Below are 15,704 nucleotides of genomic sequence, written 5' to 3'. Positions count from 1 at the left end.
GGTGCTGACCGATCCCCGCTTTACGACTGAAGTCGAGATCACCGTTCCGTTCCACGACGTCGATATGATGGGCGTGGTCTGGCACGGTAACTATTTCCGCTACTTTGAGATCGCCCGCGAGGCGCTGCTCAATCAGTTTGACTATGGCTATCGCCAGATGAAGGCCTCCGGCTACGTCTGGCCCGTCGTCGACACGCGGGTGAAATACCGCGATGCGGTGACCTTTGAGCAGCGTATTCGCGTCCGCGCGCACGTTGAAGAGTATGAAAATCGCCTGCGCATTGCCTATCAAATTTTCGATGCGCAGACCGGCAAACGCACGACCACCGGTTACACCATCCAGGTGGCGGTGGAAGAAGCCACCCGCGAAATGTGCTTTGTGAGCCCGGCAATACTGTTTGAACGTATGGGAGTAACGCCATGAAATGGTTGCCTTTGCTGGCGCTGATCGTCAGCCCGCTGGTCAGCGCCGTGACGCTGGATGAGCTGCAGCAGCGCTTCACCGAGCAGCCCGTGGTGCGCGCGCACTTCGAACAGGTTCGCACCATAAAAGATATGCCGCAGCCGCTGCGCTCGCAGGGCGAAATGCTGATCGCCCGCGACAGCGGCCTGCTGTGGGATCAAAAAGCGCCGTTTCCGATGACGCTGCTGCTGGACGACAAGCGGATGGTTCAGGCAATCAACGGCCAGCCGCCGCAGACCATCACTGCCGACAATAATCCGCAGATGTTCCAGTTCAATCATCTTCTGCGCGCCCTGTTCCAGGCCGACCGCAAGGTGCTGGAAGAGAACTTCCGCATTGATTTTAAAGACCTGGGAGCGGGCCGCTGGTCGCTGGTGCTTACGCCAAAAACGACGCCGCTGGACAAGATTTTCGCCACCCTCGATCTGGGCGGAGCGACCTATCTGGAGACGATTCGCCTTAACGACAAACAGGGCGACCGTACCGATATCGCCCTTTCACGCCACCAACTGACGCCCGCCAGCCTGACCGATGACGAACGCCAACGCTTTGCCGCACCGTAAATCCCTGCGCCCGGCGCTGCTGTGGGCCACGCTATGCCTGATTCTGCTGGGCGTGTTGCTGTCGCTGCTGCCCGGCGCGCGTCTGAACAGCAGCGTGCTGGCCATGCTGCCGAAGCAGACGCTGGGGGCGATCCCGCCGGCGCTCAACGACGGGTTTATGCAGCGTCTCGACCGCCAGCTGGTATGGCTGGTCAGCCCCGGCAAAGAGCCCGATCCGCGCGTGGCGCAGCAGTGGCTGGCGCTGCTTCAAAGCAGCGACGCGCTCAGCGAGGTCAAAGGCCAGATGGACGCCGCCGGGCAAAAGGCCTGGGGAGAGTTCTTCTGGCAGCACCGAAATGGCCTTATCGATCCCGCCACCCGCGCCCGCCTGCAAAACGGCGGAGAAGCGCAGGCGCAGTGGATTTTATCTCAGCTTTATTCGGCCTTTTCCGGCGTCAGCGGCAAAGAGCTGCAAAACGATCCCCTGATGCTGATGCGCGGCTCGCAGCTCGCTCTGGCGCAAAACGGCCAGAAGCTGCGGTTGATGGACGGCTGGCTGGTCACAAAAGATGAGGCGGGAAACTACTGGTATCTGCTCCACGGCGAGCTGGCGGGCTCGTCATTTGATATGCAGCAGACCCACCTGCTCGTGACGACGCTTAACGCCCTGCAGGAGACGCTAAAAGCGCGTTACCCGCAGGCGCAGCTGCTTTCCCGCGGGACGGTGTTTTACAGCGATTACGCCAGCCAGCAGGCCAAACGCGACGTCTCGACGCTGGGTATCGCCACTCTGCTTGGCGTGTTCCTGCTCATCGTGGCGGTGTTCCGCTCTTTGCGTCCGCTGCTGCTGAGCGTGCTCTCGATTGCCATCGGCGCGCTGGCGGGCACGGTGGTGACGCTGCTGCTCTTTGGCGAGCTGCATCTGATGACGCTAGTGATGAGCATGAGCATCATCGGTATTTCAGCCGACTACACGCTCTACTACCTGACCGAACGGATGGTGCACGGCGCGGAGTTTTCCCCCTGGCAAAGCCTGGACAAAGTTCGCAATGCGCTGCTGATGGCGCTGCTGACGACGGTCGCCGCCTACCTGATTATGATGATGGCCCCCTTCCCCGGGATCCGCCAGATGGCGGTGTTCGCCGCCGTGGGGCTGAGCGCCTCCTGCCTGACGGTGATTTTCTGGCATCCGTGGCTGTGCCGCGGGTTACCGGTTCGCCCGGTTCCATTTATGGTCCTGATGCTGCGCTGGCTGGCCGCCTGGCGGCGCAGTAAAAAATTGTCCGTTGGTTTGCCCGTCGCGCTGGCGCTGCTCTCCGCCGTGGGGATGAGTGCGCTGAGGGTGGACGACGACATCGCCCAGCTGCAGGCGCTGCCGAAAGATATTCTGGCGCAGGAGAAGGCCATTACCGCCCTGACCGGACAGAGCGTCGATCAGAAATGGTTTGTGGTTCATGGCGCCTCGCCTCAGCAAACGCTGGAGCGGCTGGAAGCCTTTACCCCGGCGCTGGCGAAGGCGCAAAAAGCGGGAGAAATTGCCCGCTGGCGCACCCTGCCGCTGAACTCGCTGGCCCGCCAGAAAAGCGATCTTACGCTTCTACAGAACGCCGCGCCTGCGGTAATGAACGTGCTGAAAAGCGCCGGGCTCAACGCCGTCGCCCCGAATCTCGACGCCATGCCGGTCAGCGTGGACGCGTGGCTTAAAAGCCCGGCGAGCGAAGGTTGGCGTCTGCTCTGGCTGACCCTGCCCGACGGGGAAAGCGGCGTGCTTGTGCCGGTGGACGGTGCGAAAAACAACGCTTACCTCGGTGAGCTAGCCGCGCGCCATGACGGCGTCGTCTGGGTCGATCGCAAAGCCAGCTTTGACAGCCTGTTTGCCCTCTATCGCACGCTGCTGACGGGGCTACTGTTTGCGGCGCTGGCGGTGATTGCCTGCGGGGCGATGCTGCGCCTCGGCTGGCGTAAAGGGCTGATAAGCCTGGTGCCGTCCTTGCTGTCGCTGACCTGCGGGCTGTCGGTCCTGGCCGCAACGGGCCACCCGGTGAATCTGTTTTCACTTCTGGCGCTGGTACTGGTGCTCGGCATTGGCATTAACTACACGCTGTTTTTCAGCAATCCGCGCGGTACGCCGCTCACCTCAATGCTGGCGATTACGCTGGCCATGATGACCACGCTGCTGACGCTGGGCATGCTCGTCTTCAGCGCCACCCAGGCCATCAGCAGCTTTGGTATCGTGCTGGTGAGCGGTATTTTTACCGCCTTCCTGCTGGCGCCGCTGGCGATGCCGGATAAGAAAGAGAGAAAACGTAAATGAACCCTTTTTACCGCGCCGTCGCGCTAACCGCAGCGCTGCTGCTGGCAGGCTGCAGCCATTCGACCGATACCAAAGAGACGCGTCCTCAGGCCTGGCTCCAGCCGGGAACCAGAGTGACGCTCCCGCCGCCCGGCATTAGCCCGGCGGTAAGCTCCCAGCAGCTGCTGACCGGCAGCTTTAACGGACAAACGCAGTCCCTGCTGGTGATGCTCAACGCGGATGCGCATAAGGTGACGCTGGCCGGGCTCTCTTCCGTGGGGATCCGTCTGTTCCTGGCGACGTACGATGAGACCGGTATTCATACCGAACAGTCGATCGTTGTGCCGCAGCTGCCGCCCGCAAGCCAGGTGCTGGCGGACGTGATGCTAAGCCACTGGCCGATTAGCGCCTGGCAGCCGCAGTTGCCGAAGGGCTGGACGCTAACGGACAATGGCGATCGACGCGAGCTGCGTAACGCCAGCGGCAAGCTGGTGACGGAGATTGTCTACCTGCAGCGTAAAGGCAAGCGCGAGCCGATCAGCATCGAGCAACACGTATTCAAATACCACATCACCATTCAATATCTGGGTGACTGAGATGATTTATATTTCCGCTGTTGGCATGGTCAACGCGCTGGGCAACTCGCCTGATATGATTGCCGCGAACCTGGTGGCAGGCGTGGCGCCGGGTATGCACGCCCGGACCGGCTGGTTGCAGGACTCACCCGAAGCCGTTCTGGGCGGCGTTGAAGGCGAATTGCCGCCCATCCCGGACACCTTCTCCGCACACCGCACCCGCAATAACCAGCTGCTGCTGGCCGCGCTGGCGCAGATTCAGCCAGCCGTCGACGAGGCTATCGCCCGCGTCGGTCGCGACCGTGTGGCCGTGGTGCTGGGAACCAGCACATCCGGGCTGGATGAAGGCGATGAGCACGTGCAGCGCATGACCCGTGGCGAAGCAAGCACGCGCTGGCAGTATCCGCAGCAGGAGCTTGGCGATCCGTCCCGCTTCCTCGCCAACTGGCTTCAGCTCGAAGGCCCGGCCTATACGATTTCAACAGCCTGCTCTTCCAGCGCGCGGGCGATGATCGGCGGCAAACGTCTGATTGAAGCCGGGCTGGTTGACATCGCCATCGTCGGCGGAGCAGATACCCTGAGCCGGATGCCCGTCAACGGCTTTAACAGCCTTGAATCCTTCTCCCCTACGCTCTGCGAACCGTTTGGTCGCGACCGCAAGGGGATCACCATCGGAGAAGCCGCCGCGCTGATGGTATTGAGCCGCGAGCCCGCCGACGTGGCGCTGCTCGGGACGGGTGAATCCAGCGATGCGTACCATATTTCCGCCCCGCATCCGCAGGGTGAAGGGGCGATAAGGGCGATTACTCAGGCGCTTAACGAAGCGGGCATGCAGCCGGAGGATATCGGCTACATCAACCTGCACGGCACGGCCACGCCGCTTAACGATCAGATTGAATCGCAGGTGGTACACGATCTCTTCGGGGAAAGCGTGCCGTGCAGCTCAACCAAACACCTTACCGGCCATACGCTGGGCGCTGCCGGTATTACCGAAGCGGCCCTGAGCTGGCTGATTCTTTCGCGCGATCTACCGTTGCCGCCGCAGGACTTCGCCCGCTACGCGCCCGACGACACGCTGGCGCCGTGCGGCCTGCTGCACCGGCACATCGCGCTGAAAAAGCCGGTTATTCTGTCTAACTCGTTCGCGTTTGGCGGCAACAACGCCAGCATTCTGCTGGGGAGAGCCTCATGAGCTACTTATCACCCGAAGCCTATCTGCCGCACGAGGCGCCGATGATGCTGCTGGGGTCCGTAGAGAAAGTTACGGACGAGATGGCGGTCTGCCGCGTGGCAGTCAACGGGCAAAGCGTGCTGGCGCCGTTTCTCAATGCCGATGGCGACCTGCCGGGCTGGTACGCGCTTGAGCTAATGGCGCAGACCGTTGGCGTCTGGTCAGGCTGGCATCGTCAGCAGCAGGGGCAGGAACATATCGCGCTGGGCATGGTGCTCGGCGCGCGCGAGCTGGTCTGCGCCAGCGGGCATTTCGCCGCAGGCCTGACGCTGGACATTACCGTTAAGCTGCTGATGCAGGACGAACGCTTCGGCAGTTTTGAATGCGCAATTTCCGCTAATGAAGAGACGCTGGCCACGGGCCGGGTCAATACCTTCCAGCCGAGCGCAGAAGAATTAACATCGCTATTTAATCAGGGATCTAACGCATGAGTCGTTCCGTACTGGTCACAGGGGCCAGCAAAGGCATAGGGCGCGCCATTGCCCGCCAGCTTGCCGCCGACGGGTTTACCGTAGGCGTGCATTACCATCGTGATGCCGCAGGCGCGCAGGAGACGCTGGACGCCATCACGCAGGCGGGTGGGAACGGTCGTCTACTCGCCTTTGATGTGGGCAACCGCGAACAGTGCCGCGAGGTGCTGGAGCAGGAGATTGAAACCCATGGCGCATGGTATGGCGTTGTCAGCAACGCCGGAATTACCCGCGACGGCGCCTTTCCGGCGCTGAGCGAAGACGACTGGGACAGCGTGATCCACACCAATCTCGACAGTTTTTATAACGTCATTCACCCCTGCATTATGCCGATGATTGGCACCCGTAAAGGAGGACGCATTATCACCTTATCGTCCGTGTCCGGCGTGATGGGTAACCGCGGGCAGGTGAACTACAGCGCGGCAAAAGCGGGCATTATCGGCGCCACCAAAGCGCTGGCGATTGAGCTGGCAAAACGCAAAATCACCGTGAACTGCATTGCACCGGGGCTGATTGATACCGGCATGATTGAGATGGAAGAAGCCGCGCTGAAGGAAGCGATGTCCATCATTCCAATGAAACGTATGGGCCAGGCTGAAGAAGTCGCCGGGCTGGCAAGCTATCTGATGTCGGATATCGCGGGCTACGTTACCCGCCAGGTCATTTCCATTAACGGAGGAATGCTATGACGCGTCGCGTGGTGATTACGGGCATGGGCGGCGTGACCGCCTTTGGCGAAAACTGGCAATCCGTGTCCAGCAGGCTGCTGGCGTATGAAAACGCGGTGCGTAAAATGCCGGAATGGCAGATCTATGATGGCCTGCATACCCTGCTCGGCGCGCCGATCGATGATTTCACGCTGCCGGAACACTATACCCGCAAGCGTATTCGCGCCATGGGCCGGGTGTCGCTGATGTCGACCCGCGCCACCGAGCTGGCGCTGGAGCAGGCGGGGCTGATTGGCGAAGCGGTGCTCACCAATGGTCAAACGGGTATCGCCTACGGTTCTTCGACAGGCAGCACCGGCCCGGTCAGCGAATTCGCGACCATGCTTACCGAAAAGCACACCAATAACATCACCGGGACAACCTACGTCCAGATGATGCCGCACACCACCGCGGTGAATACCGGCCTGTTCTTTGGATTGCGCGGCCGCGTGATCCCGACGTCGAGCGCGTGTACCTCCGGCAGCCAGGCGATTGGCTATGCCTGGGAGGCGATTCGCCACGGGTATCAGACCGTGATGGTCGCGGGTGGCGCTGAAGAGCTGTGTCCGTCTGAAGCAGCGGTGTTTGACACGCTGTTTGCCACCAGCCAGCGTAACGACGAACCCAAAACCACCCCTTCACCGTTCGATACGCAGCGCGATGGTCTGGTCATTGGGGAAGGCGCTGGCACCCTGATTCTGGAAGAGCTGGAGCACGCCAGAGCGCGCGGGGCCACAATCTATGGCGAGATCGTGGGCTTTGCCACCAACTGTGACGCGGCCCATATCACCCAGCCTCAGCGCGACACCATGCAGATTTGCATGGAGCAGTCGCTGGCTATGGCGGGATTAAGCGCCCGGGATATGGGGTATATTTCCGCGCACGGTACCGCCACCGATCGCGGCGATATCGCCGAAAGCCAGGCCACTGCCGCTATCTACGGTGATAACGTGCCGGTTTCCTCGCTGAAGAGCTATTTTGGCCATACGCTTGGGGCCTGCGGCGCGCTGGAAGCGTGGATGAGCCTGCAGATGATGCGTGAAGGCTGGTTTGCCCCGACGCTCAATTTAACGCAGCCGGATGAGCAATGCGGTGCTTTAGATTATATTATGGGAGAAGCCCGTCAGATTGACTGCGAGTATTTGCAGAGCAATAACTTCGCGTTTGGCGGCATCAATACCTCGATTATCATTAAACGCTGGGCGTAACTATGTACCAGTTTGTACTGGGAAAAATCTCCACCCTTTGCGCGGACCCGCTGGCGTCAACGCTCGCAGACAGGGCACCTCAGGGTGCCCAACAGGCCTCCTGGCTGGCCGGGAGGACGCTGCTCGCGAGAACGTTATCCCCTCACCCACTCCCCGACATTATTTACGGCGAGCAGGGGAAACCGGCCTTTGCGAAGGGTCATCCGCTGTGGTTTAACCTGAGCCACAGCGGTGACGATATCGCCCTGCTGATGAGCGATGAAGGCGAAGTCGGCTGCGATATCGAAGTGATTCGCCCCAGGAAAAACTGGCAGGCGCTGGCGAATGCGGTCTTCAGCATGACGGAGCATGATGAGCTTGAGCGCGAAGCGCCAGAGGAACGGCTTGCCGCCTTCTGGCGCATCTGGACGCGAAAAGAGGCAATCATAAAGCAGCGCGGCGGCAGCGCCTGGCAGATTGTCAGCATCGACAGCACGGCGCAGACGCACGCGGTCAGCCAGCTACAGGTCGGTTCGCTGAGCCTTGCCGTCTGTACATCGACCCCTTACACCCTGACCCACGAATCGATTATTCACGTCGGGACGTTCGGGGCAGAAAAATCACTAACACACCCAGAATAATAAACCCGACGCCCACCAGCCCGTGCCAGGAGAAGCGTTCTCCCCAGCCGGGCAGCAGGATCGCCGCGGCCCACACCAGGATGTAGCTAAGACTCAGCAAGGCATACGCTTTGCTGAGCGCCATACGATGCAGCGCCAGATACCAGCAGCCCATGGAGGCCACATACCCCATCAACCCCAGCAGCAGCGCCCCCGTACCGGATGAGAAGTGCCACAGCGCGGAAATAAGCGCCAGAACATCGCTGACCGGCGGCAGTGCCTGCATGGCCTCGCGCAGCAACAGCTGCGCCGCGCTGACTAACAGCACGCTGCATAAGGCCCAGAAAGTCCCTTTCACAGGCTCCCTCCCAGGATAACAATCCCCATGATGATGAACCCCACCCCCAGCCAGTGATGCGACGCGACGTTTTCACGCCAGAATACCCTGGCCGCGAGCGTCACCCAGACAAAATTGAGGCTCAGCATAGGGTACGCGATGCCGACAGGCAGGCGTTGCAGCACCACCAGCCAGACCAGCATCCCGCTGCCCAGCGCCAGCAGTGCCAGACCAAGCCACAGCGCGATGTGCGTCCCGCGCCGCCCGGCTTTCGCCGGACGGGTAGCCTGTTTCTGACACAGCTGACCCGCGCAGCTGAGCAGGCTTGCCAGTATCAGCCAGATCCAGGTCATCACTTTGGCAGGTACTCCAGCAAGGCCAGACGCCCCTGGATATAGAGATTGTCCGGCTGCGGTAAATTCGCCCGTGAAATATCGTCGCGTTTTGAGAGCAGCATGACCAGCGACACGCGCCCCTGCTGACGATGCGTTACCAGCCACTGCGCGAAGTCGTCTTCACTGACAAAACGATCTTTCACATCGGGATAATCCAGCCCGTAGCGCAGTTCGCCGCTCTGACCAAACAGCGTGATGTCATTGCGCTTCAGCTCCCACGCCAGGCCAGCCGCCACGCCTACGTTATTGGCGAGCACGAATCGGCTCTCCTGCAGCGGCTCGCGCACGGTATCGACCAGCGACTGCGGCTGTTTGGAATCCACCACCAGGTTAGGAATAGCAAAACCAATCAGCAGCGCCAGGCCTGCTGGACACAGAGCCGCCAGCCACCAGCGCTGCTGGCTCTGCCGGAACGTAAACCAGCCTACCGCCGCCCAGATGAGGAACGCGACCACCGCGCAGAACACTTTATACAGTTCGACCGAGGTCCAGACCGGATGCTTAGAAAGCCCCCACGGCGAGACCACCAGCGCGGCCACCACGCCGATAACGCCAAACGCCAGGTTAATTCCGCCGTTAATGCGCAACGCTCTGGCGCCTTTCTCCGCCGCGAGGCAGGCATAGCGCGCCATCAGGATCGCCAGCGGGGCAAAGCACGGCAGGATGTAGGTCGGCAGCTTGCCTTTGGCGATGCTGAAGAACAGCAGCGGCATCACCACCCATCCCAGCAGATAGAACCCACCGCCCGCGTTTTGTCGGTCATTCCAGCCGAGACGAAAAGCGCCGGGCAGCAGTGCCAGCCACGGCAGGCTACCCGCGATCAGGAACGGCACGTAGTACCAGAACGGGGCTTTATGCTGCGCGTCGCTCTGGGCAAAACGCTGAATATGTTCCACCCAGAAGAAGTAACGCCAGAAGTCAGGCTCACGCTGCGCAATGGCCAGCCCCCATGGCAGAACAATCAGCACGCAGCTCAGGATCGCGAGCCAGCCAAAAATCAGCACCTCTTTCCAGCGCTTCTGGGCGATCGCCCACGGCAGCACGCCAATCACCGGTACCGCCAGCGCCAGGAAGCCTTTGGTCATCACCCCCATCCCGCAGGCCAGCCCAAGCAGCACATAGCCACCCGCTTTTCCGGCAACGGTTTGGGCCTGTGATGCGAGCCAGAAGCTGCACATCGCCGCCACCAGCCACAGGGTGATGATAGGATCCAGTACCGCATACGTGCCGATGCCATACACCAGGAACAGGGTCAGGAAGATCAGCCCGGAGAAAATGGCGGTCCGCTTATCCCGCCAGAGACGCCAGGCCATCCAGATGACCAGCAGCGCGGCTAAGCCGGTAGAGAAGATAGACCCGGCGCGCACGGCGAGGTTCGTGTGCCCGAACAGCATCTGTCCGATGCTGTTGATCCAGTAGCCAGCAATCGGCTTTTCAAAGTAACGCAGCCCCAGAAAATGCGGGACTACCCAGTCTCCGGAGGCCAGCATTTCGCGGCTAATTTCCGCATAGCGCGTTTCATCAGGCTGCCAGAGCAGGCGGATATCGACCGGAATGAGGTAGTAAACGATAAACAGTGCGAGAAGCGCTAAGCCATAACGGGCTGTTTTCATGGGGCCGGACTCACGATTTGTTGATAGCCAAGCCAGCCTTCCCGGCCAGCCATTTCATTACGGACAACTTTGCCTACGGGCAGGGTGCTGAGGTCGTCTGGCAGCAGCTCGCTCAACGGGCAGAATTCGATGCCCTCCTGAGCGGCCATGGTCAGCAGTTCGTCGAAATCATGCTGATACGCAATCCCTTCCACTTCGGCATGGATGGTATACACCGGCGTGCCGGCGTCACGATGAATGCGGTCCAGAATGTAGCGATTGAACTCATTCGCTTTCACCTCGCGCCCGACCACTTCATCCCAGGTAGGAAGCGTGACCGGAATTTGCACCGTACCGTAGCGATTTTCGCCTAACAGCGGTAAAAAGGGCCCGGTTCCGCGGCAATCGCTATTGTAGCGAAACGCGAAGGCCTCTTTAGCTTTCACCACGCGCTGATCCGCACGCCATCCCGCCACGGCGGAGCAGCGCACGGGCTGGGCGATAATGGCCTCCAACTCCAGCATCCCACGCTCGACCTCACGGGACAGGCGCGGGATATCCCAAACGCCCGCCCAGGCTTGCCAGGCATGGTGATCCCAGGCGTGCAGCCCCACCTCATGATGCTGCGCCGCCTCACGGATAACCGCTTCATTACCCGCGCCGATGCGTCTGCCGGGCCAGGCGGTGCCTGCCAGCAAAATATCCCAGCCGTAGAGGGATGCTGCGCGCGAGCGCAGCATTTTGAACAGAAATGCCGGTTTAATCAGACGCCATAAATGGCGCCCCATGTTGTCAGGCCCCACGCTGAAGAAAATGCTGGAGCGCACGCCGTGCTTGCTCAGCAGTTCCAGCAGTTTGGGTACGCCGTCACGCGTTCCCCTGAAGGTGTCGACATCAATGCGTAAACCGACTTTTTTCATGAGACCTGTTCCGACAGCTCCACGGTGCGCAGGAAGAAATCGAGCGTTTCATCAATGGTCTGCTCCATCTTCACCGTCGGCGTCCAGTTCAGGCAGCGCTTCGCGTTGCGAATGCTTGGCTTACGGTGCTCAACGTCCTGGTAGCCCTTACCATAGTAGCTGCTGCTTTCCACTTCGCGGAAACCGGCAAACGGCGGGAATTTATCGCGCAGAGGATGGCGCTCAAAGCTGGCCAGCAGCATCTCGGCCAGCTCGCGAATGCTCGCTTCGTTGTCCGGGTTACCGATGTTAATGATTTCACCGTTGCAGCGGTTATCTTTGTTTTCGATGATGCGGAACAGCGCTTCGATACCGTCGCTGATATCCGTAAAGCAGCGTTTCTGTTTCCCGCCTTCGATAAGCTTGATTGGCGAGCCTTCCACCAGGTTCAGGATCAGCTGGGTGATTGCACGGGAGCTGCCGATACGCGCCGCGTTCAGGTTATCCAGACGTGGCCCCATCCAGTTGAACGGACGGAACAGGGTAAAGCGCAGGCCCTCTTTCTCACCGTAGGCCCAAATCACGCGGTCCAGCAGCTGTTTGGAGACGGAGTAAATCCAGCGCTGTTTGTTGATCGGCCCGACCACCAGGTTAGAGGTGTCTTCATCGAAGTTCTTATCGGTACACATGCCGTACACTTCAGAGGTGGACGGGAAGATGATGCGCTTGTCGTATTTCACGCAGTCGCGGATGATCTTCAGGTTCTCTTCGAAGTCCAGTTCGAACACGCGCAGCGGGTTACGGGTGTACTCAATCGGGGTGGCAATGGCGACCAGCGGCAGCACCACGTCGCATTTTTTAATATGGTATTCAATCCACTCGGAATGGATGCTGATGTCCCCTTCCACGAAGTGGAAGCGCGGGTTGTCGAGGAAACGGCTGATTGCATCCGCGCCAATATCCAGGCCGTAGATTTCGTAGTTATCGTCCTTGAGCAGACGTTCGGTCAGGTGGTTACCGATAAAGCCGTTCACGCCGAGGATCAGCACGCGGGTGCGGCGTTTGATGGCAACAACCGGCGCGCTGGTGATCAGCGCCCCGGCCACCAGGCCCAGAGACTGCGCCAGCTGGGTGCCCTGAACGTACAGGCCGTTGTCGGTTTGTCCTGTGACGATCTCCAGCGCCTGCTCGCCGCAGCTCACAATCAGCGGGGAGACGGAGACGACGGTGCCCGGTTTAGCGGCCGGGATGTCGTCACGCACGCGGGATTTCCAGACGATGAATTTGCTTACGCCCGCAAAGCTGTAGGCGCCCGGCCACGGATCGGTTACGGCGCGCACCAGGTTGTGCAGCTGGCGTGCCGGTTTGTTCCAGTCCAGACGACCATCTTCCGGCGCGCGGCGGCCAAAGCAGCTTGCCTTGCTCTCGTCCTGTGCGGTTTCGCTGAAGTTACCGTTAAGGATACCCGGCAGCGCATCACGCAGCAGCGTCTGTGCCGTCGCGTTCAGCTTTTGATGCAGCTGCAGCGCGGTCTCGTCCGCATCAATAGCGACCTTCTGCTGTGCCACGATAGCGCCCGCATCCGCACGGCGTACCATGCGGTGCAGCGTCACGCCCGTTTCCGTTTCACCGTTAACCAGCACCCAGTTCAGCGGGGCGCGGCCACGGTAGGCGGGCAGCAGAGAACCATGAAGATTAAAGGCGCCTTTTGCGGCCAGGCCTAAAATCTCGTCGCAGATCAGGTTGCGATAGTAGAACGAGAAGATGACGTCAGGCGCGAGGGCGCGAATGCGCTCCACCCACAGCGGGTGGTTGACGTCGTCCGGCGCATAAACCGGAATTCCACGCTCGGCGGCGATACGCGCCACGGAGCCGAAAAAGTTGTTCTCTCCAGCCGTGTCCGGATGGGTAAAGATTGCCGCAATGTCATAGCCCGCTTCCAGCAGGGCCAGCGTGCCCGTGCACCCCATATCGTGATAGGCAAATACAACAGCTTTCATGGGTGAATTTCCTCTTGAGATGCTTTGTTTTCCTGACGGACAACACGTTGAATAAAGTAGCGCGGACGCGCGCGAACGTCGTTATAGATACGGCCAATGTATTCACCGAGGAGACCCATCCCGACAAACTGGGCGCCGATGAACATAAACAGCACGGCAAAGAGCATGAAGACCCCTTCCGCCGCCCACTGCGGACCAAAGACCAGTCGCAGTACCACCAGCAGAACGGACAGCCCAAAACCGGCAACGGCGATGATGCTGCCGAAAACGCTCAGCAGACGCAGCGGCGTGGTGGTCAGGCAGGTGATGAGGTCGTACATCAGGTTGATGAGACGCATAAAGCTGTACTTCGATTCCCCGTGCTCGCGCTCGGCGTGCAGGACCGGGATTTCAGTTGCCTTACGGGCAAAGGTATTCGCCAGAATCGGAATGAAGGTGCTGCGCTCATGGCAATGCAGCATGGCGTCGACAATATGGCGGCGGTAGGCGCGCAGCATGCAGCCGTAATCGCCCATCGCTTTACCGGTCGTGCGCTGGATCAGACGGTTGATGGTACGCGAGGCGAGCTTACGGAACAGGCTGTCCTGGCGGTTCTGACGTACCGTGCCGACCACGTCATAGCCTTCGTCGGCTTTGGCAACCAGGCGCGGGATCTCTTCCGGCGGGTTCTGCAGGTCCGCGTCCAGGGTGATGATTAGATCGCCCGTGACGTGGCTAAACCCCGCCATAATCGCCGAGTGCTGGCCGTAGTTACGGTTGAGCAGCACGGCCACAATGTGGCTGCCTTCAGCCTGTGCGGCTTCGGTCAGCATCAGCGCGGAATTGTCGCTACTGCCATCATCCACGAGCAGAATTTCGTAGGCTTTGCCCATCGTGTCGCAGGCGGCCGTTGTACGGCGGATCAGTTCGGGCAGGCTCTCCTGCTCGTTGTAAACCGGGATTACCACGGAAACTTTTTGTACAGGCGGTGCACTGAACATATCAATGTCCTGCAAGCTGATGGAGTGCGGTAATGACGCGGGTTGTGTCGTCATGAGTCATGTCCGGGAAAAGAGGGAGAGAACAAATACGCGCGCTATTCCATTCAGAATTCGGGAGCGATACATCAGGAAAACGCTCGCGGTAGTATTTTTGGGTGTGCGCCGCGCGGAAATGGAGGCCGGTACCGATGCCTTTCTCTTTCAGCGCCGCCATCAGGTTGTCGCGTGAGATCCCGCAGCGCGCTTCATCAACGCGAATAATAAACAGGTGCCAGGCGTGCACGTGCGGCCATGACGGGATGGTGAGCGGCTGGAACGGCGTATCGGCAAGCTCCCGCAGGTAGCGTTCAGCGATTTCCTGGCGGCGTTTGTTGGCCTCTTTCAGCTTGCCTAACTGCACCAGCGCCAGCGCGGCGTTGATGTCCGCCAGGTTGTATTTATAGCCCGGTGCGATCACTTCCGCCTGCGGCGCGCGGCCGTGCGTCTGACGATCATAGGCGTCTACGCCCAGGCCATGGAATTTCAGACTGCGGATCCGCTGTGCCAGCTGGGCATTATCGGTGACCACCAGGCCGCCTTCCGCGCAGGTCATGTTTTTAATGGCGTGGAAGGAGAAAATTGCCGTTCCCTTCCAGCCAACGTGACGGTTTTTGTAGTACGTTCCGGCGGCATGGGCCGCATCTTCAATCACCGGAATACCGTGACGTTCACCAATGGCGTGAATGGCGTCGATTTCACACGGCGCGCCGGCATAGTGAACGGGAATAATGGCTTTGGTACGCGAAGTAATAGCGGCTTCCACGGCTTCTGGCGTCACCATTAATGTGTCTTTATCCACATCAATCATGACCGGCGTGGCGCCCAGCAATACGATCATATTCAGAGTGGAGACCCAGGTCTGGGAGGGGGTAATGACTTCATCGCCAGGGCCAATATCCAGCGCCATCAGCGTGACGTGCATTCCCGCGGTGGCGGAACAGACGGCAATTGCGTGTTGATTCCCGGTAAGCTGACAGAATGCCTCTTCGAGTTCCTGATTCTTAGGCCCAGTGGTGATCCAGCCCGACATCAAAACGTCCTGAAGCGCCGCAATTTCCTCAGCGCCCATCGACGGTCGCGAAAAAGGCAGAAAATCACTCATTATTAATTTCCTTGCAATCAAAATGGCACGTTTTTGATATTAACCAAATGCTGGCCCGTTTATTTCAACGAACCATAAACTTATATCAAAGTATCTCTCTTTCCTTAGGGAAAAATTAAGACAGCGTTTACAACGCTATAAGACAACTAGGGAAGGTGCGAACAAGTTCCTGATATGAGATCATCATATTCATCCGGAGCGCATCCCAGAGGGACATCATGAGCCATCAACTCACCTTCGCCGATAGTGAATTCAGCACTAAGCGCCGTCAG

At 59.8% G+C, this 15,704-nt stretch carries 16 protein-coding genes; 9 read left to right on the top strand and 7 right to left on the bottom strand.

The genetic code is table 11. The features are described 5' to 3' along the window. Nucleotide 1: 1 nt before the first annotated feature. Genes ACWYRJ_RS02880 through acpT form a run of 9 tightly spaced genes read left to right on the top strand, consistent with a single transcriptional unit; the run spans nt 2 to nt 8,109 of the window. Nucleotides 2–424: an acyl-CoA thioesterase gene (locus ACWYRJ_RS02880; protein WP_023309526.1), complete on the top strand. Its 423-nt coding sequence runs from the start codon at nt 2–4 to the stop codon at nt 422–424. Further along, nucleotides 421–1,026: a LolA family protein gene (locus tag ACWYRJ_RS02875; protein ID WP_008503088.1), complete on the top strand. Its 606-nt coding sequence runs from the start codon at nt 421–423 to the stop codon at nt 1,024–1,026. The genes ACWYRJ_RS02880 and ACWYRJ_RS02875 overlap by 4 nt, the downstream gene beginning before the upstream one ends. Further along, complete coding sequence (locus ACWYRJ_RS02870; RefSeq protein WP_455507385.1) at nt 995–3,319, top strand: MMPL family transporter; 2,325 nt, start codon at nt 995–997, stop codon at nt 3,317–3,319. The genes ACWYRJ_RS02875 and ACWYRJ_RS02870 overlap by 32 nt, the downstream gene beginning before the upstream one ends. Next, complete coding sequence (locus ACWYRJ_RS02865) at nt 3,316–3,894, top strand: DUF3261 domain-containing protein (protein WP_249576311.1); 579 nt, start codon at nt 3,316–3,318, stop codon at nt 3,892–3,894. Before ACWYRJ_RS02870 ends, ACWYRJ_RS02865 begins: the two co-directional genes overlap by 4 nt. Before the next feature lies 1 nt (nt 3,895). Continuing rightward, complete coding sequence (locus tag ACWYRJ_RS02860; protein ID WP_455507384.1) at nt 3,896–5,065, top strand: beta-ketoacyl-[acyl-carrier-protein] synthase family protein; 1,170 nt, start codon at nt 3,896–3,898, stop codon at nt 5,063–5,065. Further along, nucleotides 5,062–5,535, top strand: a complete 474-nt coding sequence (locus tag ACWYRJ_RS02855) for an ApeP family dehydratase (protein WP_115876830.1) — start codon at nt 5,062–5,064, stop codon at nt 5,533–5,535. The genes ACWYRJ_RS02860 and ACWYRJ_RS02855 overlap by 4 nt, the downstream gene beginning before the upstream one ends. Beyond that, nucleotides 5,532–6,263, top strand: a complete 732-nt coding sequence (locus ACWYRJ_RS02850) for a 3-ketoacyl-ACP reductase FabG2 (protein WP_111963734.1) — start codon at nt 5,532–5,534, stop codon at nt 6,261–6,263. The genes ACWYRJ_RS02855 and ACWYRJ_RS02850 overlap by 4 nt, the downstream gene beginning before the upstream one ends. Next, on the top strand, nt 6,260–7,489 hold the full coding sequence (locus ACWYRJ_RS02845) for a beta-ketoacyl-ACP synthase (RefSeq protein WP_455507383.1): 1,230 nt from the start codon (nt 6,260–6,262) through the stop codon (nt 7,487–7,489). The genes ACWYRJ_RS02850 and ACWYRJ_RS02845 overlap by 4 nt, the downstream gene beginning before the upstream one ends. A gap of 2 nt (nt 7,490–7,491) precedes the next feature. Continuing rightward, the gene (gene acpT, locus ACWYRJ_RS02840; RefSeq protein ID WP_115876828.1) at nt 7,492–8,109 is read left to right on the top strand and encodes a 4'-phosphopantetheinyl transferase AcpT; all 618 of its coding nucleotides are present in this window, start codon (nt 7,492–7,494) and stop codon (nt 8,107–8,109) included. Here the strand turns inward: acpT and arnF are convergent. From arnF to arnB, 7 genes are read right to left on the bottom strand one after another with little or no spacing between them, the layout of a single operon-like run. Next, nucleotides 8,057–8,446, bottom strand: coding sequence for a 4-amino-4-deoxy-L-arabinose-phosphoundecaprenol flippase subunit ArnF (arnF, locus tag ACWYRJ_RS02835; protein ID WP_127732535.1), 390 nt, complete (start codon nt 8,444–8,446; stop codon nt 8,057–8,059). The two genes, acpT and arnF, sit on opposite strands and share 53 nt — an antisense overlap. Further along, nucleotides 8,443–8,778 carry a 4-amino-4-deoxy-L-arabinose-phosphoundecaprenol flippase subunit ArnE gene (arnE, locus tag ACWYRJ_RS02830; protein WP_244599418.1) on the bottom strand — a complete coding sequence of 112 codons (336 nt, stop codon included), beginning with the start codon at nt 8,776–8,778 and terminating at the stop codon, nt 8,443–8,445. Before arnE ends, arnF begins: the two co-directional genes overlap by 4 nt. Then, nucleotides 8,778–10,433, bottom strand: a complete 1,656-nt coding sequence (arnT, locus tag ACWYRJ_RS02825; protein WP_455507382.1) for a lipid IV(A) 4-amino-4-deoxy-L-arabinosyltransferase — start codon at nt 10,431–10,433, stop codon at nt 8,778–8,780. Before arnT ends, arnE begins: the two co-directional genes overlap by 1 nt. After that, nucleotides 10,430–11,332 (bottom strand): 4-deoxy-4-formamido-L-arabinose-phosphoundecaprenol deformylase, encoded by a 903-nt coding sequence (gene arnD, locus ACWYRJ_RS02820; protein WP_455507381.1) that lies wholly within the window; start codon nt 11,330–11,332, stop codon nt 10,430–10,432. The genes arnT and arnD overlap by 4 nt, the downstream gene beginning before the upstream one ends. Beyond that, the gene (gene arnA / locus ACWYRJ_RS02815; protein WP_455507380.1) at nt 11,329–13,311 is read right to left on the bottom strand and encodes a bifunctional UDP-4-amino-4-deoxy-L-arabinose formyltransferase/UDP-glucuronic acid oxidase ArnA; all 1,983 of its coding nucleotides are present in this window, start codon (nt 13,309–13,311) and stop codon (nt 11,329–11,331) included. Before arnA ends, arnD begins: the two co-directional genes overlap by 4 nt. Further along, on the bottom strand, nt 13,308–14,291 hold the full coding sequence (arnC, locus tag ACWYRJ_RS02810) for an undecaprenyl-phosphate 4-deoxy-4-formamido-L-arabinose transferase (protein ID WP_149367193.1): 984 nt from the start codon (nt 14,289–14,291) through the stop codon (nt 13,308–13,310). The genes arnA and arnC overlap by 4 nt, the downstream gene beginning before the upstream one ends. Nucleotide 14,292: 1 nt before the next feature. After that, nucleotides 14,293–15,432, bottom strand: coding sequence for a UDP-4-amino-4-deoxy-L-arabinose aminotransferase (gene arnB, locus ACWYRJ_RS02805; protein ID WP_249576317.1), 1,140 nt, complete (start codon nt 15,430–15,432; stop codon nt 14,293–14,295). Between the last annotated feature and the right edge of the window lie 272 nt (nt 15,433–15,704).

This window comes from Enterobacter sp. (genome assembly GCF_977039595.1).
This window is presented reverse-complemented; position numbering and strand designations above follow the sequence as displayed.